The organism is Pseudomonas sp. MDT1-85 (assembly GCF_054898065.1).
On sequence record NZ_CM142715.1, the window covers coordinates 3185239 to 3210505 of the forward strand.

19 protein-coding genes are annotated in these 25267 nt (G+C 57.0%); 1 reads left to right on the top strand and 18 read right to left on the bottom strand.

Annotated elements, in window-relative coordinates:
* Positions 1-130: 130 nt before the first annotated feature.
* The 5 genes from ACYZT2_RS14365 to ACYZT2_RS14385 form a co-directional block, all read right to left on the bottom strand.
* On the bottom strand, positions 131-2359 hold the full coding sequence (locus ACYZT2_RS14365) for a lipase family protein (RefSeq protein ID WP_461964922.1): 2229 nt from the start codon (positions 2357-2359) through the stop codon (positions 131-133).
* Positions 2360-2369: 10 nt separating this feature from the next.
* Positions 2370-3230, bottom strand: a complete 861-nt coding sequence (locus ACYZT2_RS14370; protein WP_461964924.1) for a hypothetical protein — start codon at positions 3228-3230, stop codon at positions 2370-2372.
* Between the two features lie 10 nt (positions 3231-3240).
* On the bottom strand, positions 3241-4014 hold the full coding sequence (locus ACYZT2_RS14375) for a hypothetical protein (RefSeq protein ID WP_461964926.1): 774 nt from the start codon (positions 4012-4014) through the stop codon (positions 3241-3243).
* A gap of 65 nt (positions 4015-4079) precedes the next feature.
* The gene (locus ACYZT2_RS14380; RefSeq protein ID WP_461964928.1) at positions 4080-4928 is read right to left on the bottom strand and encodes a DUF4123 domain-containing protein; all 849 of its coding nucleotides are present in this window, start codon (positions 4926-4928) and stop codon (positions 4080-4082) included.
* Positions 4925-6997: a type VI secretion system Vgr family protein gene (locus ACYZT2_RS14385; RefSeq protein WP_461964930.1), complete on the bottom strand. Its 2073-nt coding sequence runs from the start codon at positions 6995-6997 to the stop codon at positions 4925-4927. Before ACYZT2_RS14385 ends, ACYZT2_RS14380 begins: the two co-directional genes overlap by 4 nt.
* A 228-nt stretch (positions 6998-7225) precedes the next feature.
* Between ACYZT2_RS14385 and ACYZT2_RS14390 the strand changes: the two genes are divergently transcribed.
* Entirely contained in the window at positions 7226-7471 is a 246-nt protein-coding gene (locus ACYZT2_RS14390) for a hypothetical protein (RefSeq protein ID WP_461973106.1), read from the top strand.
* A gap of 67 nt (positions 7472-7538) precedes the next feature.
* Here the strand turns inward: ACYZT2_RS14390 and ACYZT2_RS14395 are convergent, their stop codons facing one another.
* From ACYZT2_RS14395 to ACYZT2_RS14455, 13 genes are all read right to left on the bottom strand, one after another.
* Complete coding sequence (locus ACYZT2_RS14395; protein ID WP_461964932.1) at positions 7539-8189, bottom strand: DUF2931 family protein; 651 nt, start codon at positions 8187-8189, stop codon at positions 7539-7541.
* On the bottom strand, positions 8182-11664 hold the full coding sequence (gene tssI / locus ACYZT2_RS14400) for a type VI secretion system tip protein TssI/VgrG (RefSeq protein WP_461964934.1): 3483 nt from the start codon (positions 11662-11664) through the stop codon (positions 8182-8184). Before tssI ends, ACYZT2_RS14395 begins: the two co-directional genes overlap by 8 nt.
* A 259-nt stretch (positions 11665-11923) precedes the next feature.
* Positions 11924-12868, bottom strand: coding sequence for a carbohydrate kinase family protein (locus ACYZT2_RS14405; protein ID WP_461964936.1), 945 nt, complete (start codon positions 12866-12868; stop codon positions 11924-11926).
* A gap of 13 nt (positions 12869-12881) precedes the next feature.
* The gene (xylB, locus tag ACYZT2_RS14410) at positions 12882-14378 is read right to left on the bottom strand and encodes a xylulokinase (protein WP_461964938.1); all 1497 of its coding nucleotides are present in this window, start codon (positions 14376-14378) and stop codon (positions 12882-12884) included.
* A gap of 158 nt (positions 14379-14536) precedes the next feature.
* Positions 14537-16009 carry a mannitol dehydrogenase family protein gene (locus ACYZT2_RS14415; RefSeq protein WP_461964940.1) on the bottom strand — a complete coding sequence of 491 codons (1473 nt, stop codon included), beginning with the start codon at positions 16007-16009 and terminating at the stop codon, positions 14537-14539.
* 14 nt (positions 16010-16023) lie between these two features.
* Positions 16024-17127, bottom strand: a complete 1104-nt coding sequence (locus ACYZT2_RS14420) for an ABC transporter ATP-binding protein (RefSeq protein WP_461964942.1) — start codon at positions 17125-17127, stop codon at positions 16024-16026.
* A gap of 132 nt (positions 17128-17259) precedes the next feature.
* Positions 17260-18090 carry a carbohydrate ABC transporter permease gene (locus tag ACYZT2_RS14425; protein ID WP_461964944.1) on the bottom strand — a complete coding sequence of 277 codons (831 nt, stop codon included), beginning with the start codon at positions 18088-18090 and terminating at the stop codon, positions 17260-17262.
* Between the two features lie 10 nt (positions 18091-18100).
* A complete protein-coding gene (locus ACYZT2_RS14430) occupies positions 18101-19027 on the bottom strand; it encodes a carbohydrate ABC transporter permease (protein WP_461964946.1) in 927 nt (308 codons plus the stop codon).
* Between the two features lie 55 nt (positions 19028-19082).
* Positions 19083-20393, bottom strand: a complete 1311-nt coding sequence (locus ACYZT2_RS14435; RefSeq protein WP_461964948.1) for an ABC transporter substrate-binding protein — start codon at positions 20391-20393, stop codon at positions 19083-19085.
* 381 nt (positions 20394-20774) lie between these two features.
* Entirely contained in the window at positions 20775-21680 is a 906-nt protein-coding gene (locus ACYZT2_RS14440; RefSeq protein WP_461964950.1) for a helix-turn-helix domain-containing protein, read from the bottom strand.
* Between the two features lie 113 nt (positions 21681-21793).
* Positions 21794-22675: a phospholipase gene (locus ACYZT2_RS14445; protein ID WP_461964952.1), complete on the bottom strand. Its 882-nt coding sequence runs from the start codon at positions 22673-22675 to the stop codon at positions 21794-21796.
* Positions 22676-22867: 192 nt separating this feature from the next.
* Positions 22868-23731 carry a phospholipase gene (locus ACYZT2_RS14450; RefSeq protein ID WP_461964954.1) on the bottom strand — a complete coding sequence of 288 codons (864 nt, stop codon included), beginning with the start codon at positions 23729-23731 and terminating at the stop codon, positions 22868-22870.
* A 135-nt stretch (positions 23732-23866) separates the two neighbouring features.
* A complete protein-coding gene (locus ACYZT2_RS14455) occupies positions 23867-25156 on the bottom strand; it encodes a glycosyltransferase (RefSeq protein ID WP_461964956.1) in 1290 nt (429 codons plus the stop codon).
* Positions 25157-25267 lie beyond the last annotated feature (111 nt).

A 25267-nucleotide genomic window follows, 5' to 3' on the forward strand; every position in this document is an offset into this window, starting at 1 on the left:
CTCACGCGCTGAACGCGCCACCTGTTTTTGGATAGGTGGGGTTTATGGATCAGTTACGCTTTATTTACGCTAGTGCCAGCCCCGTGAGATTCGAAAGGGGCTGGCGACATCGCGCTTCTCTAATGCCTGATCAGGCCATGCTGACTGTCGTGGACGGCGGAATCTGAGCAATCCGCACCGACGCTTGGTTTTCCGTGTGCGCGGCCCAGCGGTCGATGTGGGTTTTCAGCTCTGGCAATTCACTGCAGTCCCCATAGACATCGGCCATCGTCAGCTTCGTGCTACTCAAAGACGTGAGTCTTTGCAGCGTGAGTTCGATGGCTTCAAGTTCTTTCTTATTGTGTCGCACGGCCTGGTTTACCGCCGTTTGACGTTCCTGTAGATCAGACATCGTGGAGCGACGCTGCAACGGCGTTGCACGTTCCTGCGGTCGGCTTTCGATGGTCCCGCCGGGAAACTCGGAATCAGCATTGCGCTGCCATTTCTGAAGTTCAGAGCGGTAGGTTTCCACCTCCAGCTTCAGCCGATTCGACTCTGTCGTGCTGATGACGTAGCCGCCGGTTGTTTGCGTTTCCTGCCACCGCCGCAGAGATGCCCAGCACGATGGGATATAGCCATCGAGCATCTTGTGATCGGCAGCGCTTAATACCTGAGACATAAACTGACTGCGATCAGGCATGTCACTTTTTTGCATTTTTGCAACACAACGAGCCATGGCGGCTTCTTCATAGCCTTCGCAGCCTGGTTTCCACAGCACAGAAGAAACAATCCGCCCCGGTAATTGCAACGGCATAAAGTGGCGCTGCTCACCGTGGTGCCAATAAGGCTTGCCGCCAAATCGCGTCATGCCGGCCGCGAATACCAAACCACCAGCAGCCGGCGTCAGAACGCCCGATACCGTTGCGGCGAGGCCTGTGATCCAGATAGGTTTCTTGGTGTCCATCCAGCCAGCAGGAACGCTGGGAACCGGATCGTTGTGGTTGACGATGCGGTGATGGACCAATGCTTTGGCACTTTCTACGAATTCGGCATCGCCTGCTCGAGGTGAGCCGAAAGTGTAAAGGATGACGTTCTCGTCGTAGTTATTACGAATCCATTCAGCCAGCAACAATGCGATAGCTCCGCCTAAGCTATGGCCACAAACGAGTATTCTTTGGTCGCTTTGTCGGAATCTGTCCAAATATTTGATGATGAATTTTTTTACGGCAACATAGCCTTCGTGAAATCCTTGGTGTGCCTTGCCTACACCGTCCTCGATCGGCACATGCATGGCATCACCGTCACGCCAGCCATCCCACTTTTCTGCTGTGCCACGTACTGCGATAAGGATCATGCGGTCATCATGAGTGGCATAGGCTTGGGTATCGGTGTTCTTCCAATCGGTCATACCTTGACGTTGATCGTTGAAAAAGTGCACTTGAGACGGCGTTTCTTGTTCGTCAGCATTTGTATAGAGCTTGGGATCGTACGGAACCAACTCCAAGCGTTTCGAATAAGGAACGTCTTCGACAATGGGGAAGTTCGGTGTTTTTGAGTCGGCATACCGCATAGGCTCTTGGTGGCAGGCCAAGCATGTCTGGAGTACGTGACCGACGGTTCCGACGATAGGGAATTTCACCTCGCCACCAGGCTCAGGGGACTCAGGTTTCTTTGGATCTTTCGGTGCATTAGGATTTTCAGGCGTTTGACCGAATGCACCGTAACTGAGCGTAGCGAAGAGCGACATGTGGTACAGATTCAGCGCACTGAATTTTGGCGAAAGTGAGAACAGCGGTCTGAATGCTCGGAGGGCGCGTACCTCAAGCACGTAGTGTTTTTCCGGCAGCAGGCCAACGCCATAATCGGGGACTTTTCCCTTCCCAAAGTCGCAAGCAATCTTCGCCCATCCTTCAGGCACAGGCTTGGAGAGCTTCGCAGCAACTGGTAAGTGACGTGTGTGTTCAACAAATTGACGAACTTCTACATTGTAGAATTCAGCTTTTTCTGATGCCGCTTGATAAGCACCTGTTTTCGCGCTGCTACCAATAGAGCGGTGCAGAGTTTGTTCTGCGGCGACTTGAAATGCCGTAAGTGGAAGTCGATAGTCTTTTCGATCACAAAGATCTTCATACCACGCTTCACCTCCGGGATACCTCTTTACTAAGGTTAGTATTACTGGGCCTTTGTAGCTGTTCGTAATCTTTGCGTATCCATCGCCGTCAAGAACACCTTCGTGCTTCTGACCTTCCGAGTCAGTTAATTCGTAATTCAACCCTCCGTACGGTTTTCCATCACCGAATTCGTCCACCAGTCTAAAGCTGATCCATTCGCCTCTAGCTGGACAAACTCTTTTTTGGTCACTCAGATATGATTCTGCCACGGGGATGTCCTTATTCAGTGCATGCCGGATAGACGGTGCACTCGCGTCCGTTCATTTTAAATGTTTTGAAAGTTGGTGGGGTCTGGCAACGATTTGATTTTTTACTGCCTTGGCATGGCTTCCAACCCTTAGGGGTTTTAATCCAGCGATTATCCATGCTTGGCTCTTCATTATCTGCAACACGAAATGTCAGTTTGATTTCTTTGCCCTTTAGTTCAGACTTGCTAATTGCTCCTCCGGGCTTGTTGCGGATAAGGTAATCCGCAGGCACATTCCATTTACTATCAGCTGCGCTGCAGGATAAAACTTTAGAAATACCATTTTTCTGGATTCTTGCAGCGCTGAGTTGAAACATCCAAGTGCAAACCCCTCGAAATTCTGGATCATCCATTGGGGTAGGCACTGGGCTATTTGCCGGCACAGTGTCACGAATAGTAATTCCACCACCATCCCCTCCGATATCTAATGGAGTAGGACCATAGCGGCCCTCAATATCTGTTTCGACTCGGGTCAAGTCCATGGCACAGCCATAGATATGAAACTCTAGAGGGATATCAAAACGGACAGTTTGCTGAGTTTGTTTTTCGTTGATTTTATCTGTTTTTTGCTGATGGCGAGTCACTTCTCCACCCACGGCGGATACATAGACATTACAATTTTGATCTGCGCGAGGGGAGTACTGAGCTTTGGAGGTGAAGCCAAAATTTGCCGGTACAGTTGCGACCAAGGTGAAATGGTCTGAGCCGTAATAACTGACGGCCCCCTCGGCGCTGTCCTTGGCCATCTGTCCGGCCCAACTGCAAGCGCCAATTAGTGGAATAGTGAGAAAAAATATGGTCCTCACACCGCGCGAAAAAAATATATAGCCCATTAGGTGCTCCTCACTCAGTGCAGCCTGGATAGACTGTGCACTCGCGTCTGTTCAACTTGAAAGTTCTAAAGTCTTTAGTGTTGCCGCGACAGAACCCATAGGGATCATTTATTCCTTTGCCGAGGCAAGGTTTCCATCCTGTAGAGAACTTTTGCCAAGTGTCACCAATTGCAGGCCGCTCCTCGGAAGAATGACGGAATATGAGGTTTATTACTTTGCCTGGAAGGGTAGTTCTTACGGCTACACCTCCGGGCTTATGGCGCTCAGATTTTTTTTCTGGGACTTGCCATTTTTCATCGGCCGCGTTACAGGACAAGACTTTCTCAATTTCTCCCTTTTTCGCTTTAGCAGTGCTTATTTGGAAAAGCCATGTGCATAGACCTCTTTGTTCGGCGCGATCTGAGGTCGTTATCGATGTATTCCCTACAATTGCCAATCCACCTGCGTGATCGAGGTCATGATCCCAGACGTCAGCACCGTAAGTCGCATTAACTTCATAGTCCACTCTGGTGAGCTCCATCGAGCAACCAGCGATGTGATACTCCAACGGAATATTTATGGAGACGGTCTGCTCCGTATTTTTTGCCGGAGTTTTATCGGATTTCTGCTGCTGACGAGTAACTGAACTGCCTAATCCCGGGCTGTAAATCTCGCAGCCCTGACCCTCTTTAGGTGAATACTTGGCTTTGGTGGTAAAACCGAAATTCGGTGGCATGCTGGCGACGAGGGTGAAATGTTCACTTCCGTAATAGCTGGTCACGCCTTCGGCGCTGTCCTTGGCCATCTGCCCAACCCAACTGCAACCGCCGAGAAGCAGGAGCAATCCCAGAACGAACCAAGTCTTTACTCTCAAACCGCAACGCCTGCATTCGTTTCACCAAACACCCGCTGACACCGCGCAAAATGCACTTCCGGCATTTCCCCCGGCAAAGGCTCCCACGCCACATCTTTCATGCACTCAGGATTCAACCGTCGACTCAGCATCAACTCCCGCTGTTCCGGCGTTTTCCATTGCCAAAGGTCCAGCAAATCCATCTGCTCCTCAAGCCACTCACTCACGACACGGGTTTCGGCCAGTTCGGCGGCGGCTTCGACATGGTAGGTCAGCAGCCAGCGCTTGAGGTTGTCGCGCAGGATGCTGCGCGCCTGTTCGCCGGATTCAGGATTTCGTAACCATGGCGCCGGATCAGGAGCCGGGTAAACCCCGGGTCTGGCGTTATCCACGCTTTTCCACTGCTCCTCGTCCCAATACAGCACGCTGCTGATCGGGCCGAGCAGTAGCGGATATTCGGTTTCTTTGAGGTTGGCGAGGCAGCGAGCAATCACGCGATTATCCTGGAAGCGGAACAACGAGCGCTCGCCGTCTTCGTCAATAACCATTCGGGCTTGCCAGTGTTGGGTCAGGCCGTCGAGGTCGGCCTTGTCCATGCTGCCGATCCAGCCCCAGTTGCGTTGTGGGTCGTCCAGCAGTTTGCGGAAGGCATCGGCGCCGGGATTGTGCAGTTCGGTCAGCCACGGGCTGATGGCGGCGAAGTCGGCGTATTGGGTGCGTCGATAGAGTTGCACCGAGCGCTGCATCAGGCCGGCGCTGTAGAGCGAGGTGACCGGGTTCGGTTCGGCGAGGCTGTCGAGGGCCAGAATCAGGACGCGATTGAGTTTTGCTTGTTCGCCAAGCCAGTTGTTCAGTGCGTCGCTCATGCTGTTGCCCCCAAATCACATTTTCCTTCACGGCAGGCTTCGCAAATCGGGCAGCGGATGTCGCCGGCCGCACGGGCCGCTTTGGCCATGGCCATCTGCACGGCGGCCGGGACGAGCAGGGCGCCGGCCTTGTCCTTGGCGGCGGCCCATGGAATGACGGGGTCGAGAATCTGAATGCCCGTACCCGCGCCGGGAGAACCGCCCGAGTTGGTCTTGACCTCCGCACCGCTGATGGTCACGCCGCCCGCATCAACTTTGATAAAGCTGCCACCCGCCTTGGCCGTCAGTTCCATGCCACCCTCAACCACCACCTTCTCCCCGGCGTGGTAGTGAATCTCTTGCCCCGCCTCGACAAACTGCGCCGTGCCCACCTTCAGGTGCTGAGTCACGCCAACGGTGAGGTGATCATCCGCCCGCGCTTCGGTCTTGCGATCCAGGTGGGTAACGCGATGCTCTTCCACCTTGAACTCACTAAAAACATTCGCTTCAACGGTGTCATGCCGTTCATTGCCAACACGAATCTTCTGGTCGTGCTCGATGTTTTCATCCCAGTCGCGCTGGGCGTGCAGGTAGATCTGTTCCGCGCCTTTTTTGTCTTCGATGCGCAACTCGTTGTAGCCCTTGCCCCCCGGTGAGCTGAGGGTTTTGAAAGTGCTGCGGGTTTTGTTCGCCGGCAGGTCGTAGGGGACGACGTGTTCCTTGTGGTACAGGCAGCCGGTGATCAGCGGTTGGTCGGGGTCGCCTTCGAGGAAGGTGACGAGCACTTCCATGCCGACGCGCGGGATGGCGATGCCGCCATAGGCGTTGCCGGCCCAGCCGGTGGCGACGCGCAGCCAGCAGCTGGTTTTGTCATCGGACTGACCTTCGCGGTCCCAGAAAAACTGCACCTTGACCCGACCGTATTCGTCGCAGTGGATTTCTTCCCCCGGCGGGCCGGTGACGATGGCGGTCTGGCTGCCGAGGGTCTTGGGCTTCGGGTGTTCGAGGGCCGGGCGGTAATGCGCGTCCCACGGGGTGGCGAGGAAGCGGTTGCGGTAGCCCTGATGAAAATCATCCTTGTTATGGGTGACGTCGCTGCTGATGTTCTCGCCGAGCACTTGCGGCTGCTTGCCTTCGTGGATGACTTCCAGCAGCAGCCAGAGGTCGTTCCATTCGGCGCGCGGGTGTTCGCTGAGGGCCATGAAGTGGCCGCTGACTAGAGTCGGCTCGTCGCCTTTGCCTTCGGCGAGTTGGTAGTCGCTGCGATGGCGTTCCAGGGCGCGGGTCGCCAGTTGCTTGCCGCGCGCGCGGTCGGTGAAGCGACCGGGGTAATCGTAGTCTTCGAGGTCCGGGGCGAATGCGCTTTTGGCCGCGCCTTCAGGCAGCAGACGTGGTTTTTCGAAGTCGTAGTCGCGGCGGCTGACGCGGGTGGTGCGGGTTTCCAGGCGCAGGTTGAAGCGCTTGATCACCGGTTGCTCGGCGGCCATGCCGGAGTCTTGCTGGTAGGGCACGGGCGCGAGTTTGCGGAACACCGTCTGGTCATCGCCGAACACCAGCTTGTGGCCGCTGGCACTGTGCTGGAAGTGGAAGTGAATGCCTTCCTCTTCGCACAGACGCTGGATGAAGTGCAGGTCGGATTCGTCGTACTGCACGCAGTACACGCGCTCGGGGTAGATCGCGCCGAGCTGGAAGCTGTAGGCGTCGGCCAGAATGCCCCGGGCTTCGAGCACCTGGGCGATGATCTTCGGCACGCTTGACTGCTGGAAAATCTGTTGGTCATGGTTGTGCCGCAGGTAGGCCAGTTGCGGCACCAGGCTGATGCTGTAGCGGGTCAGGCTTTTGCCGGAATCGCCTTGCTCGATGCGGTACACCAGGCCATGGATTTTGCCCTGGCCGGTGGCGCCGAAGGTCAGGCAACCGGGCTTGTGCAACAGCTCTTCGAGTTTCAGGTCGGGACGGGCGCTGACCAGCTCGATGTCGAAACAGAACGGCTGGTTGAGGGCTTCGCGGCCGACGAAGCTGAGCACCTGCAGGTCGACGGAAACGCCTTCGAGGGTAAGGGAGATATGGGTTGCGTTTGCGTCCAGCATGCCTTGAGTTCCGTCCTTTGAAAAAGCAGGGGCGGATGGTGCAGCATTAAAGTGCCACGTTCAAGGCGCAAATCCGACCAGGTCTTGCAGCAGCTCGCCGCAAAAAATCAAAATATTTATGAGGCAAGTCGGGAGAGCGCCTTAATTCCATCCTTCCGATTTACACGGAATAAACCTTAGAAATCTTCATCCCGTTCCTACAAGCGAGGGCGCCTTGTCAAAAGCAGCATTACAGATTCAAATCCCTTGGTTATCGACACAGAAGCCAATCCCCAAGACATACTCGAATCCGCCCTCCAGCGCATCCGAGCCTCCAGCCAGCTATTTGAAACACTCCATTGCCAATGCTTCAAGCATGGTGACGTTCAGGACATTCCGCACATTACCCATGCGCTTTATCCGCTAACGCAGGATGGTCGCGACGTGCTGCAGGCTGCGCAGCAGCGGATGATGGGCTGGAAAGCGCCGGTCTGACGGTATACCCCCACAGGCAAATCAGTTTCTTGTGGGGGAGCTTTGTTTGTGAAGGGGTTGATGAGCGTTACCAAGAGCCGTATGGCACGCCAAACTTTTCGACATAGGCTTTGGAAACCGCTGAAAGGGGCCGGTAGTGACCTCCAGACTTACCTTCATACGGGCCTCGCGGATCAATCAGGGCTTTTACGGTAGTCACTTCGATCGGGGTCATGCAAGGGCCGGCTACCCAGACTTTGACAATGCCTCCGGGGACCAACCTTATAGCAATTGACTCACGATATCCGGTGATCCATTTTCCATCGGCAGCACAGAAAACCTTTTCACCCTTGCGCATGATCTCCCGAGTCGACTCTGGAATGTTAATCACCATTTGGTATGTTTGCGGTTCGACCAACGACTGCCAGCGGACATAAATTTGTTTGGGTAAATCGGCCCCTGTTACATTTTTGCCTTTGCCGATGCCAGCTCTTTTCGGCCAACCTCGAGGATCGCCGGAGTTGTTGGGAGGCGTTAATATGGACGCAACGCCACTCATCGCACGTGGATATACCTGTTCCTGAATATCGACCACATCCGCCGACTCGATCCAAACTTCCATGTAATCGGGTGCCGTGAACCCTAGGTACCAAGATTTGTAGGGCAGTGACTGACTATTAGCAAGGGTGCAGCCACTGAGCAGAAAAGCGGCAATAGCGACACGTATAAAATTACTCATTGGGATGCACCGTGCGCACAGAGTTTTCGTCTGGCCGATTAATGAAGACGATACTCAAGTCGGTATTGTTTCGATTCTTGGCAGCATTCCAGTTGTCGGAGATATGAACATACCGCTGGAACAGCAACTCCTCTTCCTGAGAACTCAGCCCTGGTGTTTTGCTTTTCCCTTGAGCGTAGGCCATCAATTTTTCCGAGATGGGGATGAGCTCCGCAGGTAGCGCAAGTCGCGGCTCACCTTCGTCAATTTCGTCAAACGGTACTCCATTTTCCACGGCCAGTTGGCGCATGATCCGATAGTAGATCAAGGACAGATCGCTGCGTACTTCACGCTGGCTGCTGACGGCGGCATAAACGTGTTTCATATTTTTTCGATTGTCTTTGTCGGTGCTACGGAATGGCACCTCCCAAGTCCGAATCTCCAACGAAAGGTGATATTGGACCAAATGGTCTTGAAGCTGCCTCAAATCCTGCTGGGCAAGTTTGTAGCTGTTGGCTTCAGTGAAAGAGGCTTTTTCTTCAACCTCGCTTCTGCGCGGTCTGCTGAGCAGGATCCGCTCCATTGCTTTAGGTAAGTAGCCGCCGCCCAGGTCTGAATGCACACCGGGCAAAACAATATCGGCCGCGCCAAGACTGTTGAGGGCAAAATTATAACGGCGCTCATTTCGAGCAACCAACTGGACGACTTTCTTAGCCGCGTCTGGTGCCAGGTAGATATTGATTCCTGGGTTACAAGCGTTGTTACCATCCCAGTCGCCTACCAACGGATTGGCAAGGGCTGCTACAGTGTCGTAGACGCCGATGAAGTTTATCGAAACATCTGTATGCGGTGTCCAGGTGAAGCTGTCAGCTAACATCGGCGATCCCGTAGGTAACGCTTTAGCCAGAATACCTTCGCCGCCCTTTAACACCTCATTGGCAAAGTCCCGTGCCGCTGCGGATCCACGGCTGAAACCGAAAATATCAAACTCGATTTTCGCCACGCGCTTATCGGGATTGTTCTCTTGAAAGTCTCGGATAGCCTTGAGAATCAGCGGTGGTGCTTCTTCTACTCGGATCCTGACGCCCTGCGCGCCTAAACCTGTACCTTGCGAAAAGGTGGAATCCTCGGCAGTACTGCTGGTACCTATCCCATCCATGTAAATGGACAGGTTTGCGGTCTTGGCATCAATCGGCAGTGTTATGCCCCTTTGGTCTAAGTAAAGGTCATAGAGCCTGGCTACGTTACTGACGTCATTGCCATAACTGTTATCCGGGGAACTTCCCTTCCCGTCGTAACCGTGAGCCGCACAGAACTGACGAATATCTTCACCTGCTTCCTCCAGGTTCACGTCCGGTGCAAAGCAGCCAAAGACGCGCTCGCTGTTGCTGCGGTTGTTACCCGTCCCATCGAAGAACACTCCGATCCGCAAGGTGATGTCTTCCAGTTCGACCTCTTCTTCCTCTTCTTCAAGCTCTTCTTCCACCGCAGGTGGCGCCGAATCAGCGGTTGCGTTGAATTTCCCAACCGGCGGGGCGCTCAACAGTTGCCCTGCAATAGCGGCTGCGGCGGCTCCTGGAATAATCGGGGCGAGAATCTGAATGCCCGTACCCGCGCCGGGAGAACCGCCCGAGTTGGTCTTGACCTCCGCACCGCTAATCGTCACGCCGCCCGCATCAACTTTGATAAAGCTGCCACCCGCCTTGGCCGTCAGTTCCATGCCACCCTCAACCACCACCTTCTCCCCGGCGTGGTAGTGGATCTCCTGACCCACCTCGACAAACTGCGCCGTCCCCACCTTCACATGCTGAGTCACGCCAACGGTAAGGTGATCATCCGCCCGCGCTTCGGTCTTGCGATCGAGATGCGTCACCCGGTGCTCTTCGACCTTGAACTCGCTGAACGCATTGGCTTCGACCGTGTCATGCCGTTCGTTGCCGACACGAATCTTCTGGTCGTGCTCGATGTTTTCATCCCAGTCGCGCTGGGCGTGCAGGTAGATCTGTTCCGCGCCTTTTTTGTCTTCGATGCGAAATTCGTTGTAGCCCTTGCCGCCCGGGGAACTGAGGGTTTTGAAGGTGCTGCGGGTTTTGTGCGCCGGCAGGTCGTAGGGGACGACGTGTTCCTTGTGGTACAGGCAGCCGGTGATCAGCGGTTGGTCGGGGTCGCCTTCGAGGAAGGTGACGAGCACTTCCATGCCGACGCGCGGGATGGCGATGCCGCCGTAGGCGTTGCCGGCCCAGCCGGTGGCGACTCGCAGCCAGCAGCTGGTTTTGTCATCGGACTGACCTTCGCGGTCCCAGAAAAACTGCACCTTGACCCGACCGTATTCGTCGCAGTGGATTTCTTCCCCCGGCGGGCCGGTGACGATGGCGGTCTGGCTGCCCAGGGCCTTGGGTTTCGGGTGTTCGAGGGCCGGGCGGTAATGCGCGTCCCACGGCGTGGCGAGGAAGCGGTTGCGGTAGCCCTGGTGGAAATCGTCTTTGTTGGCGGTGACGTCGCTGGTGATGTTTTCGCCGAGCACTTGCGGCTGTTTGCCTTCGTGGATGACTTCCAGCAGCAGCCAGAGGTCGTTCCATTCAGCGCGCGGGTGCTCGCTCAGGGCCAGGAAGTGACCGCTGACCAGAGTCGGCTCGTCGCCTTTGCCTTCGGCGAGCTGGTAGTCGCTGCGATGGCGTTCCAGGGCGCGGGTCGCCAGTTGCTTGCCGCGCGCGCGGTCGGTGAAGCGGCCGGGGTAGTCGTAGTCTTCGAGGTCCGGGGCGAATGCGCTTTTGGCCGCGCCTTCAGGCAGCAGCCGTGGTTTCTCGAAGTCGTAATCGCGACGGCTGACGCGGGTGGTGCGGGTTTCCAGGCGCAGGTTGAAGCGCTTGATCACCGGTTTCTCGGCGGCCATGCCGGAGTCTTGCTGGTAGCTCACGGGCGCCAGTTTGCGGAACACCGTCTGGTCATCGCCGAAGACGAGTTTGTGGCCGTTGGCCGAGTGCTGGAAGTGGAAGTGAATGCCTTCCTCTTCGCACAGACGCTGGATGAAGTGCAGGTCGGATTCGTCGTACTGCACGCAGTACGCTCGCTCGGGGTAGATCGCGCCGAGCTGGAAGCTGTAGGCGTCGGCCAGAATGCCCCGGGCTTCGAGCACCTGGACGATGATCTTCGGCACGCTTAACTGTTGGAAAATCTGCTGGTCATGGTTGTGTCGCAGGTAGGCGAGTTGCGGGACCAGGCTGATGCTGTAGCGGGTCAGGCTTTTGCCGGAATCGCCTTGCTCGATGCGGTACACCAGGCCATGGATTTTGCCCTGGCCGGTGGCGCCGAAGGTCAGGCAACCGGGCTTGTGCAGCAGCGCTTCGAGTTTCAGGTCGGGGCGGGCACTGACCAGTTCGATGTCGAAACAGAAGGGCTGGTTGAGGGCTTCGCGGCCGACGAAGCTGAGCACCTGCAGGTCGACGGAAACGCCTTCGAGGGTAAGGGAGATATGGGTTGCGTTCGCGTCCAGCATGCCTTGAGTTCCATCCTTTGAAAAAGCAGGGGCGGATGGTGCAGGATTAAATGGCCACGTTCAAGGCGCAAATGCCGTAGGTGCAGAGGGTCAGCAGTATAGGGAAAAACCCTGGTTACAGGGTTTCGGCCAATGAATACGGGCTTTTGACGGTTAGATCGCCTTCGCGGGCAAGCCTCGCTCCTACAGGACTTGTAGCGTTCATGACCAAACACCTGACCTGTAGGAGCGAGGCTTGCCCGCGAAGAGGCCATTGGACTCAGCCCAACTTTAATTGTTGTCGATACGGCAAATCCGGCCCGGTCTTGCTGCAGGTCAGGGCGGCGGCGCTGACCGCAAACCTGAGCATTGCGTCAATGTGCTCACGACTCAGCTGTTGCAAACCATCAACCGAATCCAGCTGCTGCTCGGTCAGCCAAGTAATCAGCGCCGCCTGAAACGTATCGCCAGCCCCCACGGTGTCGGCAATTTTCACCGAGCAGGCCGGCACCGACCACGAACCGTGGGCACGGCTGAACACCGTTGCGCCTTCGCCGCCACGGGTCAGGAACACCAACTGACAGCGATGCTGCAGCCAGCCTTCGATCACGCGCTGAGGATCCTGCTCGGGATACAACAGGCTCAAGTCTTCGTCGCTGACCTTGATCAGATCCGCCAGCTCCACCAGCGTGGCAATTCGCGACCGCCACAACTCAAGGTTCGGCTCGGGATTGAGGCGTACGTTCGGGTCGAGGCTGATCAGGCGTTTGCCGCTTTCCCGTTGCACCAGCGCCAGCAAAGTATCGGCAATCGGTTGCACCACCAGCGAGAACGATCCGACGTGCAAACCGCGCACTTCAGGCCCAAGCTCTGGCAGATGCGCCAGGCTCAACTGCCGATCAGCGCAGCCTTCGCCACGGAAGCTGTAATGGGGCGAGCCATTGGCACCGACCGCCACCATCGCCAAAGTGGTCGGCGCGGCAAAGTCCACGAGGTAGTCCGGGCGCACACCTTCATCCTGCAGCACTTGCCGCAAGCGTCGGCCGAGATAATCGGTCGACAGCCCGCCAAACAGCGCGGCGTCCACGCCCAAACGGCGCAAACCCACCGCCACGTTGAACGGCGAGCCGCCGGCGATTGCCTTGAAATTCACTTTGGATGCCAGGCCGCTGGCATCGTCTTCGCTGAAGAAATCGAATAGCGCTTCGCCACACACCAGATACATAATTGCTCGCTCTTTAAAGGGTTGCGACATGCTGTTGATAGCGTTCGTAGGCCTGCTGACAGGCCACCACATTTTCTGCAATCGGTAAGGTTTCACTGGCCAGATCGAGCTTTACGCAGCGCTCGCACAAGTCCGCCAGGCTGTCTTCGTGACCGTTTGCCCAGGACTTGCACCACGCCGCCTGAATCGCTGCGCCGAGGGCCGCGGCTTCGCTGTGTTCGGTACAGATCACGGGTGTATTCATGATGTCAGCGACGATCTGTCGCCACACCGGGCTCTTCGAGCCGCCGCCGATCAGGCAGATGCTGCGGCTTTGTAAGCCATTCTGGCGCAGCAGGTCTAGCCCGTAACGCAAACCGAAGGTGGTGCCTTCCACCACGGCGCGGCACAGGTTGGCCCGGGTCAGGTTGGTCATGGTCAGCCCCTGCAGGCTGCCACTGGCATGGGGCAGGGCGGGGACGCGTTCGCCATTGAGGAACGGCAGCATGCACACGCCGTCGGCACCGATCGGCGCCTGCTCGACCAAGGCGTTGAACGCTTCGATATCCAATTCGAACAACTCGCGAATTGCGCCGGTCGCATTGGTCAGGTTCATCGTGCAAATCAGCGGCAGCCAGCCGCTGCTGGAGGCACAAAACGTCGCGACCGAGGCATCCGGGCTGACGTTCGCTTGCTCGGCATAGGCATAGACCGTGCCCGAGGAGCCGAGGCTCATGGTGATCGCGCCGGGCTTTATATTGCCGGTGCCGATCGCGCCCATCATGTTGTCGCCGCCGCCGCTGGAGACCAGCGCTATGGGGTTGATGCCGAGGTGTTCGGCGATGCTCGGCAGGAGCGTGCCGACCGGTTGATGGGCATCGATCAGCTCCGGGAGCGCGGCTTGCAGCCGTCCGGTGGGATCGATGTCGCGCAGCAATTGCAAGTCCCACTGGCGGGTGCGCACGTTGAAATAGCCGGTGCCCGAGGCATCGCCGTACTCGCTGCAACTGCGGCCGGTGAGCCAGTAGTTGAGGTAGTCATGGGGCAGCATAATACGCGCGATTCGGGTGAACACTTCCGGATGTTGTTCTTTGGTCCAGAGCAGTTTGGACACGGTGTAGCCCGGCGCGATGACGATGCCGAGGCGTTCCAGTGAGCCTTTTTCGCCGCCCAGATGGGCGAGCAAGCGGTCGTTCTCCGGCCTGGACTCGGTGTCGCACCAGAGCTTGGCCGGGCGCAGCACCTGACCGTGATCGTCGAGTAGCACCAGGCCATGCTGCTGGCCGGAAACGCCGATGCCGAGGATGGCCTGACCGTCTACATTCGCTGCGGACAATGCGCGGCGGGTGGCGAGGGTAAAGGCCTCCAGCCATTGGGCGGTGTCTTGCTCGCGACGGCCGTTGGCGCCGCTGATCAGGCTATGGGCGGCGGCGCCCTGACCGAGGACCTGGCCGCTGTGCGCGTCGAGGACGACGGCTTTGGTGCCTTGGGTGCCGCAGTCGATGCCGAGGAATAGTTGTTGGTTTGCCATGGAAGATCCTTGGATCGTCAGGTCGATATCAGTGAGCCTAATCGCGAGCAGGCTCGCTCCCACAGGAGATGTTTAGAGGACACAGGATTTGTGTTCGACAACGATCCAATGTGGGAGCGAGCCTGCTCGCGATGACGGCGGTCAATTCACCACCATTCTCACGCCAGCACCCGCTCCAGCGTCCGCGTCACACCCACATCACGCAAGCAGTTACAGCACCACTCAAACGCCGCCACGAACTCCGGTGAACGCGGAATCGCTGTCCCGAAAATCTCCTCAACCTCCAGCAACCGCTGAGTGATCAACACATCATCGGCCACCAGCGCCTGACAGAACGCCGCCCGTGGATCCGGAATCGCATAGGTCTGGCCATTCTCATCCACGCCTTTGAGGTACAGCGCCCATGCCGCGACCACCAGCGCCGCACGTTTGGTCTCCTGCCCATCGGCAATCAAGCGGTTGATGGTCGGCACGGTGAACTTCGGAAACTTCGACGAGCCATCCGAACACACCCGCTCCAGCTGATCGGCAATCGCCTGATTGGAGAAACGCGCCACCAACGTGTTTTTGTATTCTGTCAGGTCGATCCCCGGCACCGGCGCCAATTGCGGCGTCACGTCCAGGTCCATGTAGGCGCGCATGTAGCGCACGAACAGCGGGTCGTTCATGGTTTCGTGAACGAAGCGGTAACCCTTCAAAAAGCCCAGATAGGTCAGAGCCAGATGGCTGCCGTTGAGCAGTTTGATCTTCATCGCTTCGTAAGGCGTGACGTCGTCGGTGAACTGCACGCCGACCTTTTCCCAGGCCGGGCGACCGTTGACGAATTTGTCTTCCAGCACCCACTGCACAAACGGTTCGCAGACCACCGGCCAAGCGTCATCGACCGCATGTTTGTCGGCCAGTTGCAGACGATGCTCGGTGCTGGTCATCGGCGTGATGCGGTCGACCATGGCGTTGGGAAAACTGACATGACACTCGATCCAATCGCGCAGATCGGCGTCGCGCAGGGCTGCGAATGCCAGCAGGGCTTTACGGGTCACGGCGCCGTTGTGCGGCAGGTTATCGCAGGACATCAGCGTGAACGCGGGCGTACCCGCTGCACGACGTTTGGCCAGTGCGGCGCAGAGGAAACCGAACACGGTTTTCGGTGCGTTCGGGTGAGCCAGATCGTGCTGGATCTGCGGCAGGTGCGCCATGAACTCGCCGGTGCTGTCATCTATGCAATAGCCTCCTTCGGTGATGGTCAGCGAGACGATGCGGATGTCTGGATCAGCGAGTTTGTCGATCAGCGCCTCGGCGCTGTCTTCGGCCAGCAGCATGTCGCGGATGGCGCCGATAACCCGCACTTCAGCGTCATCGGCATCGCCGAGTTCGAACAGGGTAAACAGATAATCCTGCTCTCTGAGATCGTCCCGGGCACGGCGATCTTCGGCGCGCAGACCGACTCCGCAAATGGCCCAGTCCAGTGCTTCGCCGGTATTCATCAAGGCGTCTGTGTAATACGCCTGATGCGCGCGATGGAAACCGCCGACGCCAATGTGCGCGATGCCCTGGCGGGTATCGCTCAGGGTGTAAGCGGGCAGGGCCACCTCGGGGGCGAGGCGGTTGAGGTTGTGTTTATTAAGTTTCATCACATGCTCTCGGATCAGGCTGCGGCGCGCAACGGGCGGGTCAGCGCCACGCCGTCGGCATCGAATAAATGGCAGTGTTCAGCATCCAGGTGCAGGCTCAGGGTTTCGCCATAACGGCTGGCCAGATCGCCGCGAACGCGCAGGGTCAGCGCTTCGCCGGAAGACGTCAGGACGTGGCAGAAGGTGTCGCTGCCCAAGCGTTCGCTGACGTCGGCGGTGACTTGCAGGGTGCAGTCGCCGGGTTGTGCCAGCTGCAGATGTTCAGGGCGAATCCCTAAGGTCACCGCGCCGCCGACGCTCAGGTTGGCAGCGCTCAGCGGCAGGGTGATGCGGGTGCCGGCGTCCAGCAGCACTTCGCAGCTTTGGCCGTTGACGCGGGTGACTTTGCCCTTGAGGAAACCCATTTTCGGCGTGCCGAGGAAGCCTGCGACAAACAGGTTGGCCGGCTGGTGATACAGGTCCAGGGGCGAACCGACTTGCTCGATCTTGCCGCCATTGAGAACGACGACTTTGTCGGCCATGGTCATGGCTTCGACCTGGTCGTGGGTCACGTAGATCATCGTGGCTTGCAGTTCTTTGTGCAGGCGCAACAGTTCCAGGCGCATCTGCACCCGCAGGGCGGCGTCGAGGTTGGACAGCGGTTCGTCGAACAGAAAGATTTTCGGGTTGCGCACGATCGCCCGGCCGATGGCCACACGTTGACGCTGGCCACCGGACAGTTGCTTCGGCTTGCGCTCCAGCATCGGCCCGAGTTCAAGGATGCGCGCCGCTTCGCCGACTTTCTTCTCGACTTCGGCTTTTGCTACACCGGCCAGGTCCAGAGCGAACGACATGTTTTTGCGCACGCTCATGTGCGGGTACAGGGCGTAGGTCTGGAACACCATGGCCAGGTCGCGCTTGGCCGGGCTGACTTCGGTGATGTCGCGGCCATCCAATTCGATGGTGCCGCCGCTGACTTCTTCAAGACCGGCGATCAGCCGCAGCAGGGTGGATTTGCCGCAGCCCGACGGGCCGACGAATACCACGAACTCCTTGTCATTCACTTCGAGGTCGATGCCCTTGATGATGGAAAAACCTTCGAAGCCTTTTTGCAGATTTTTGATTTTCAGGTTGGCCATGATGATGGGCCTCCGTTTGTTGTTATTCAGTTGAGCCGGGTGGGCTTTTTGTAGGAGCCAGGCTTGCCGGCGAAGGCGATCACACGGACGCCTTCGCCGGCAAGCCTGGCTCCTACAGGGGGTGGGTGCGCCTCATTTCACGGCGCCGAACGACAGGCCGCGGACCAATTGTTTCTGGCTGATCCAGCCGAAGATCAGGATCGGCGCACAGGCCAGGGTCGACACTGCCGACAACTTGGCCCAGAACAGACCTTCGGGGCTTGAGTACGAGGCGATCAACGCGGTCAGTGGCGCGGCCTGCGACGAGGTCAGGTTCAGCGACCAGAACGCCTCGTTCCAGCACAGGATCAGCGACAGCAACACCGTGGAAGCCAGGCCTCCCTTGGCAATCGGCAACAGCACCCGGATCATTTCCTGCCACAGCGTTGCGCCGTCCAGGCGTGCGGCTTCGAGGATGTCCTTGGGGATGTCTTTGAAGTAGGTGTAAATCATCCAGACCACAATCGGCAGGTTGATCAGCGTGTAAATCACGATCAGCGCGATGCGCGTATCCAGCAGGCCAAAGCTCTTGGCCAGCAGGTAGATCGGCATCAGCACGCCCACCGGCGGCAGCATCTTGGTGGAGAGCATCCACAGCAGCGTGCCTTTGGTGCGCTGGGTTTCGTAGAACGCCATCGAGTAGGCCGCCGGCACCGCGATCAGCAGGCATAACGCCGTGGCGCTGAAGGAAATCACCACCGAGTTCCAGGCGAAGCTGAAGTAATCGCTGCGCTCGTTGATGTGCAGGTAGTTCTCCAGCGTCGGCGTGAAGATGAACTGCGGCGGCGTGGCGAACGCGTCGATTTCGGTTTTGAAACTGGTCAGCACCATCCAGAAGATCGGGAAGAAAACCAGGATCGCAATGGCCCAGGCCAGGGTGCCTAGCAGCAGGCTTTGCAGACGACGGGATTGTTGAAGAGTCATGGCGCAGGCCTCAGGCTTTGTCTGTCAGGTTTTTGCCGATCATCCGCACCAGCACGATGGCCGCGACATTGGCAATCAACACCGCGATCAAACCACCGGCGGACGCCATGCCGACGTCGAACTGCACCAGCGCCTGGTTGTAGATCAGGTAGGCGAGGTTGGTCGAGGCGTAACCGGGGCCACCGTTGGTGGTGGTGAAAATTTCGGCGAACACCGAGAGCAGGAAGATGGTTTCAATCATCACCACCACCGCAATCGGCCGGGCCAGATGCGGCAGGGTCAGGTGCCAGAAGATCGCAATGGGGCCAGCACCGTCCAGACGCGCGGCTTCTTTCTGTTCCTGATCGAGGGACTGCATGGCGGTCATCAGGATCAGGATCGCGAAGGGCAGCCATTGCCACGAGACAATGATGATGATCGACAGCAGCGGGTAGTGCGCCAGCCAGTCCACCGGCTGCGCGCCGAACAGCTTCCAGATGTAGGCGAGAATCCCCGACACCGGATGGAAAATCAGGTTCTTCCAGATCAGCGCGCCGACAGTGGGCATGATGAAGAACGGCGAGATCAACATCACCCGCACGATGCCGCGACCGAGAAACTCACTGGCCTCCAGCAACGCGCTGATCAACACGCCGAACACCACGCTGATCAGCAACACGCTGCCCACCAGTAACAGGGTGTTGGTGGCGCCGGGCAGGAAGCCCGAATCGCTCAGAAAGTAGCTGAAGTTCTCCAGCCCCACGAACTGGTTTTCACCGGGGTAGAGCAGGTTGTAGCGAATCATTGAAAAGTAAACGGTCATGCCCAGCGGCACGATCATCCACAGCAGCAACAATGCTACCGAAGGGCTGACCAGAAACCAGCCGGGGTTGGTCAACCGGCTTTTAAGTGCCGGCAGGGGAATGTCCATATGAGCTTTGAGCGTTGAAATATTCATGGCGATCACAACCGATTGGGAACAGGCAGATGAAGATCAACTGTAGGAGCGCGGGTTATTTGGGATAACCGGCGCGCTTCATCTCACGTTCGGTGGTTGACTGGGCGGCGGTCAAAGCCTGGTCGACCGTGGTCTGGCCGATCAGCGCTGCCGAGAACAGCTTGCCAACCTGGGTGCCCACGGCCTGGAACTCAGGAATGGTCACCAACTGGATGCCGACGTAGGGCACGGGCTTGAGGGAGGGTTTGGTCGGGTCCGCCGCTTTCAGCGATTCCAGCGTCACCTTGGCGAACGGCGCGGCATTCCTGTAGGCCTCGGTGTAGGTCGAAGCGCGAGTGCCCGGCGGCACGTTAGCGATGCCGTCCTTCTCCGCGACCAGCGCGCCGTACTCCTTGGAAGTAGCCCAGGTGCTGAAGGTTTTCGCCGCGTCCTTGGCCTTGGAGCTGGTCGGAATGGCCAGCGCCCAGGAATACAACCAGGCCGAACCTTTGTCGGTGGTTTCATGGGGGGCGTAGGTGAAGCCGACGTGATCGCTGACCTTGCTTTGGGTCTTGTCGGTGACGAACGAACCGGCGACGCTGGCGTCGACCCAGATCGCACACTTGCCGCTGTTGAACAGCGCCAGGTTTTCGTTGAAACCGTTGCTCGACGCGCCAGGGGGGCCGAACTTCTTCATGGTGTCGACGTATAAGTTCAGCGCGTTTTTCCATTCGGGGTCGGTGAATCCCGGCTGCCATTTCTCATCGAACCAGCGTGCGCCGTAAGCATTGGCGATGGTGGTGATCAGGGCCATGTTCTCGCCCCAGCCAGCTTTTCCGCGCAGGCAGATGCCGTACTGTTCTTTGTCTTTATGGGTGAGTTTGCCGGCAAATTCGCTGATCTGCGTCCAGGTCGGGCGTTCGGGCATGGTCAGCCCGGCGTCCTTGAACAGGTCGGTGCGGTAATAGGTGATGGAGCTCTCCGCGTAGAACGGCAGGGCATAGAGCGAGCCCTTGACCGAAAGGCCCTCGCGCACTGAAGGGAACACGTCGTCGAGGGCGTAGGTGGCCGGCAAGTCCTTCATTGGTTCCAGCCAACCCTTGGCGCCCCAGAGTGCGGCTTCGTACATGCCGATGGTCAACACATCGAACTGCCCGCCCTGGGTGGCGATGTCGGTGGTCAGGCGTTGGCGCAGGACGTTTTCTTCGAGCACCACCCAATTGAGCTTGATATCCGGATGTTCGACCTCGAAGGTTTTCGAGAGTTTTTGCATGCGGATCATGTCGCTGTTGTTGACGGTGGCAATGGTCAGTGTCTGGGCGCCGAGGCTGACGCTACTGAGGGTCATGCAGGTGAGAGCAAGCAGAGCTTTTACAGAAGGTTGCATCGTGCACTCCTTTTCTGCACCCGGAGGGTTACAGAAGGACAGTTATTGTTTTTGTGTCTTCCTGCGGAGGGAAGAATGTGCACTGATTACAGCCTTCAATTGATGGGCTGACAAATCATCCATCGCACTGTCATCGATACTTTTTTGCACTGGAGTTCAGGGCAAGAAGCTTAGAGAGCGATGTTTTAGCGATTAGTACCGATTGAATCCGTACAGGTTTGTAGGGCTGAAATCAAAAGATCGTCCGAACGCGGCCCGAGCCTTCGGCAGCTCCTGCAGGGGATGCGTTTGCGTTACCGACACGCGTCGGGTCTTGCACGATTCCAATGTAGGAGCTGCCGAAGGCTCGGGCCGCGTTCGGACGATCTTTTGATCTTGCTTTTAACCGTGGTTTTGCTCAGTCAAACGCTGCACCGCCAATCGCCGGTAGTGCGACGGGGTCATGCCCTTGAGCTGTTGAAAACGCCGGTTGAAGTTGGAAATATTATTGAAACCCGACTCGAAACACACATCGGTCACCGTTTTGTCGCCATCGGCCAGCAGCTCGCAGGATTTGCTGATGCGCAGGCGATTGACGAATTCGATAAAGCAGCGCCCGGTGGCCTGTTTGAACACGCGGCTGAAGTAGGTCGGCTTCAGGCCCAAGTGCTCGGCGACTTCTTCCAAGGGCAGATCGCGGGCGTAATGGGCAAAGATGTAATCCACCGCCCGGTTGGTGCGGTCGATATTGTGTTCATCAGCCAATTGCGGCGTCGTGGCACCGGACAGCAACTGATAGTCATCGGACGCCGCCAGCAACTCCAGCAGAATGAAAAAGTGCCCGAGCCGGGTCATGCCCTTGGTATCGGCGATGCGCTGCATCAGGGTCATGGCCTGGCGGATCGTGCGTTTGCAGCGAAACTCGATGCCGTACTGCGCGCGCTCCAGCAAGGGTGCAAGCGTCTTGAGCTCGGCGAACACCTGATGGCCGCTTTCAAACAGTTCGTCAGTGAAGTTGACCAGCATGTCGCGTTTGGGCACCACTTCGTCTTCGGCGACCTGGCTGATCCAGTTGTGGGGCAGGTTGGGTCCGGTCAGGAACAGCGTTTCCGGGTAGAAGTTGCCGATGTAGTCACCGATGAACACCTTGCCGGAGCTGGCGACGATCAGGTGCAGTTCGTATTCCTTGTGGAAATGCCAGCGCACCAAAGGGCAGGGGAAGCCGTGCTGACGATAAATGATGGACAACCCGTTATGGTCGTCCATCAATTCGTAGGAAGGATCGGTAACTCTGGCTGGTCGGCTCATGTCGGCACTTTTATTTGTCAGGGCACTTTTATTTGTCAAGGCACTTTTATTGTTATCGCCCGTTGATCATGCCTCTTTCCAGGCTCTCTGTACCAGCCTGCGACGTTGACCGTTCAGGACGGTTCATGCAACGAGCGGCCATACACGGCTTTCATGCTGGAGGCTATCCAGCAGTAGCGGACAATTTCGCACTCGTCGAAAAAGTCGATGTTAATGATGCTGCAACGGGTTATCCAGTCGCCCGTTGTACTGAACCAGTCATTGATTTGGCTTTTTATGTGCTGCGGGCCGCCCAATAGCGAATAGGTGGTCGCCGACAGCGACCAGAGAAATGTTTCGTAGGGCGCATCTTCAAGGGTTGTAGCGATATGGCTACGCAGCTCGCTGGTATCAGTGAACGCCTGGTCGCGCCACTTGTGCGGTATGCGCGGCCAGAAGTACTCGCTGTCCAGCCCCGGCGCGCCTTGGGCCGCCATGACGATGCGCCGTATAGAACTGGTGCGCTTGAGTTCACCCACGGTTTTCAACGCGTCGCTGTGCGGGATGATTCGACGCCCAAGACGACGCACCAGCACATCGTTGAGTTTCTGATACTCGAAGGGCTTGCCTGCGAGTCCAAGTTGATGAAAGTCCAGCACGATGAATTCATCCGGATTTCGATCGAGGAAAGCCGATACCGCATCGATCAGTTCATCGAGGATTCGATGAGACTGCAACCCATTGTGATGAAAGTAAAACACCGGCTCTACAGGTCCGAATGTGTAGCCGAGCCGCAGATCGAAAGCCCGCGCGCCATTGGCCAGTTGCCAGGCAAATGAATCGTTCTGGCAGGTTGTCCAGTTGCCGATCACCACTTCATAGTTTGGCGCTTTTTTGTCCATGCCGGCATTGTGCGTGCCAGGCCAGACAATGTCGGTCAGCTTCAACTGATCGATATCCAGTACGTTGCTCATCCATTTTTGTTTGTCGAACGTGATCGTGGAGTTGTGGGTCATGACAGTTCCTTGTCGTTGACCTCGTCCCATCCGTGGGACGAAGAAGTCATGTGTCGGATGTGACGGTGTGCCACATCCGTATTGTTCGCCTCGGTTAAAGGCTTTCATGACCCAGCATAGAAGTGCAACGCAGTATTGCCAGTCATGGAAATATTTACACAAATATAATTCCATTGAGTGGCGCGATGGTTATTAGATTTTCTGGGTGGCTTTTTTCAGGTTGGCCGTTCGGCAATAAGAAACAAGTTTCGACTCTTCAATGAAGTCGACATTGATAATGTTGCACTTTTCCGCCCAGTCGGATTTTGCCGGGTCAAACCAGGAATCAAGATGACCCTGAATATCTACAGGACCGGCAAGCACGCTAAAACTGGTGGCGGAAAGCGACCAGGGCGCCCAAGTGCCTGGCGGGCTTTTCAAAACTTCAATAATGTGCCTTTTCAACTCGGCGGCACTGGTGAGATTGCTGCCACTCCATTTGTGCTGGATGTTCTCGCAAAATAAACCTGGATCAAGTGCGCTGTGCCATGGGGTCGCGACCAACACTCTTTGCACCGCACTGATTTGTTTGAGTTGGTTGAGGCTCAGGTACATATTTCTGGTGGGAATCATGTGATGGCCCAGAAAGCGGATCATCATGGAGTTGAAGTAAGCAAAATCAAACGCCTCTTTATCTCCACTCAGTTCGTGAAAGTCCAGGATAATGAACTCGTCGGGGTTCTCCTTAAGGAATTGATTTACGTCGGTAACCAGCTCCCCCAAGGTGCGAGAAGAGAGGTTGCCACCGTGTTGGAAGCGGAATTTACCTAGGCCCGGTGCGCTAGCGTCGTACGTCAATCGGACATCGAGTGCACGCGCACCGTTGTTCAGTTGTGCATAAAACGGTTTGTGCTGACACGCCAGCCAGTGTCTGGGCAATGAATAGGATGCCAACCAATCACAGCCCGCATTATGGGTGCCTGGCAGAGTCAGTTCAACGAGCGATAAAGTGTCAATGGTCGGCGTGACGGTCATCCAGTTATTAGTTGAATGGTTCTCTAAAATACTGTTGTTCATTAATGCATCCTTGCATTGATTGATAGAAAAAGCGCCACCTGTTGTGAGGTGGTTTAGAGTGGCGCTTGCAGGATGTTTATAGCAACTTAAATAATGCTCGCCAATAATCGGCTTGATACGAAGTGTGTGGCGGTTTTATGGCGTGCGGTTCTTTGCTTCAATCCACTGTGCCATGTATTTCGTGCTTTTGTGGAAGTGGTGGCGCAACATACTACCGGTAAAGTTATCCCTTCTAAGTTGTGCCAGGTGTTGTTGGCAATACAGCAGCTTTTCGATCAACGCCGGGCCATGTATCGACGGCTGATAGCGATCGGCTAATAACGTCTGCCCATGGGATTGGGCACTCATCCAGAGGTCTTTGTCTTTATAAAGACGAACCGCACAATCGGCGAACTCACGCGCGGTTCGGGTCACTGCGCCCGGCCACGGCTGTTCGCGGTGCATCGCTTCTGCGCCAATCGGAGTGGTGACATTGGGTGTGCCGCACAGCATGGCGTCGACGATCTTGCCTTTGATGCCTGCACCGAAACGTAACGGTGCCAGGCACACTCGGGCCGCGGACATGACTTGCAAGGCATCTTCTGCCCAGTTCATCACATGAAACCCTTGGGTCGCATTGTGCAGGGCGGTAGCTTTGGGCGGTGTATAGGCGCCATAGATATGCAGTTGCGCCTCTGGCAACTGCGCACGAATCAGCGGCCAGATCGTGGTTTTCATCCAGAGCACGGCGTCCCAGTTGGGGGCGTGGCGGAAGTTACCGATGCTCAGGAAATGCGTGCGCTCCTCAAACGCCGGCAACGCGGTGGTCAGCGGTTCGACCATCAAGGGGCACCAGTGCAGCAGTTGTCGCGGCAGCCCGAACTGCTCGACCAGCAATTCGATCTCGACTTCGGAGATCATCAGGTTCAAGTCGCAGCGATACAGCGCGGCGATCTCCCGTTTAGCCAGATCGGTCTCGGCCATGAGCTCGAACTCTTCACGCAGTGCCGGGGCGAATAACTCGCTGAAATCATCTACGTCGTCACTGGCCTTCAAGCGCTCCTTGAGTCGCTGGTGCCGGGCATCTCGCAGGCTTTGCAGATCGGAGGTCTCCAGCACGCGCAGGGCGGCGGGGCAGTGTTTCTCTACTCGCCAGCCGAACTGTTCCTCCATCATGAACTGATCGAACAGCACGATATCCGGTGCCAGTTCGCGGATAAACGCGTCGAAACTGCTGTTGTTGAGCTCGATCGGCACTTCGCGAATGCCTAGCACGGTCAGGTCCGCACGGTGTTCACCGGTGCCGGCCGGGCTGCTGAAGGTAATGTCCCAGCCTTGCTGCAAGAACGTTTCGAGGATCTGCATGACGTGCCCGCTGGCCGCTGAAGAGCGGGGCTCGGGCCAGACGTAGCCAATGACCAGGACTTTTGCAGAGGTTTGAGTCATCGGTATTCCTTGGGGCGGATAATCGGTCCGGTTGCCGGGACGCAATTAAACCACAGCGCTGGATGATTTTAATCCTGCGTGGAATCCCACAAATGCCAGTCCTGAGCGAGA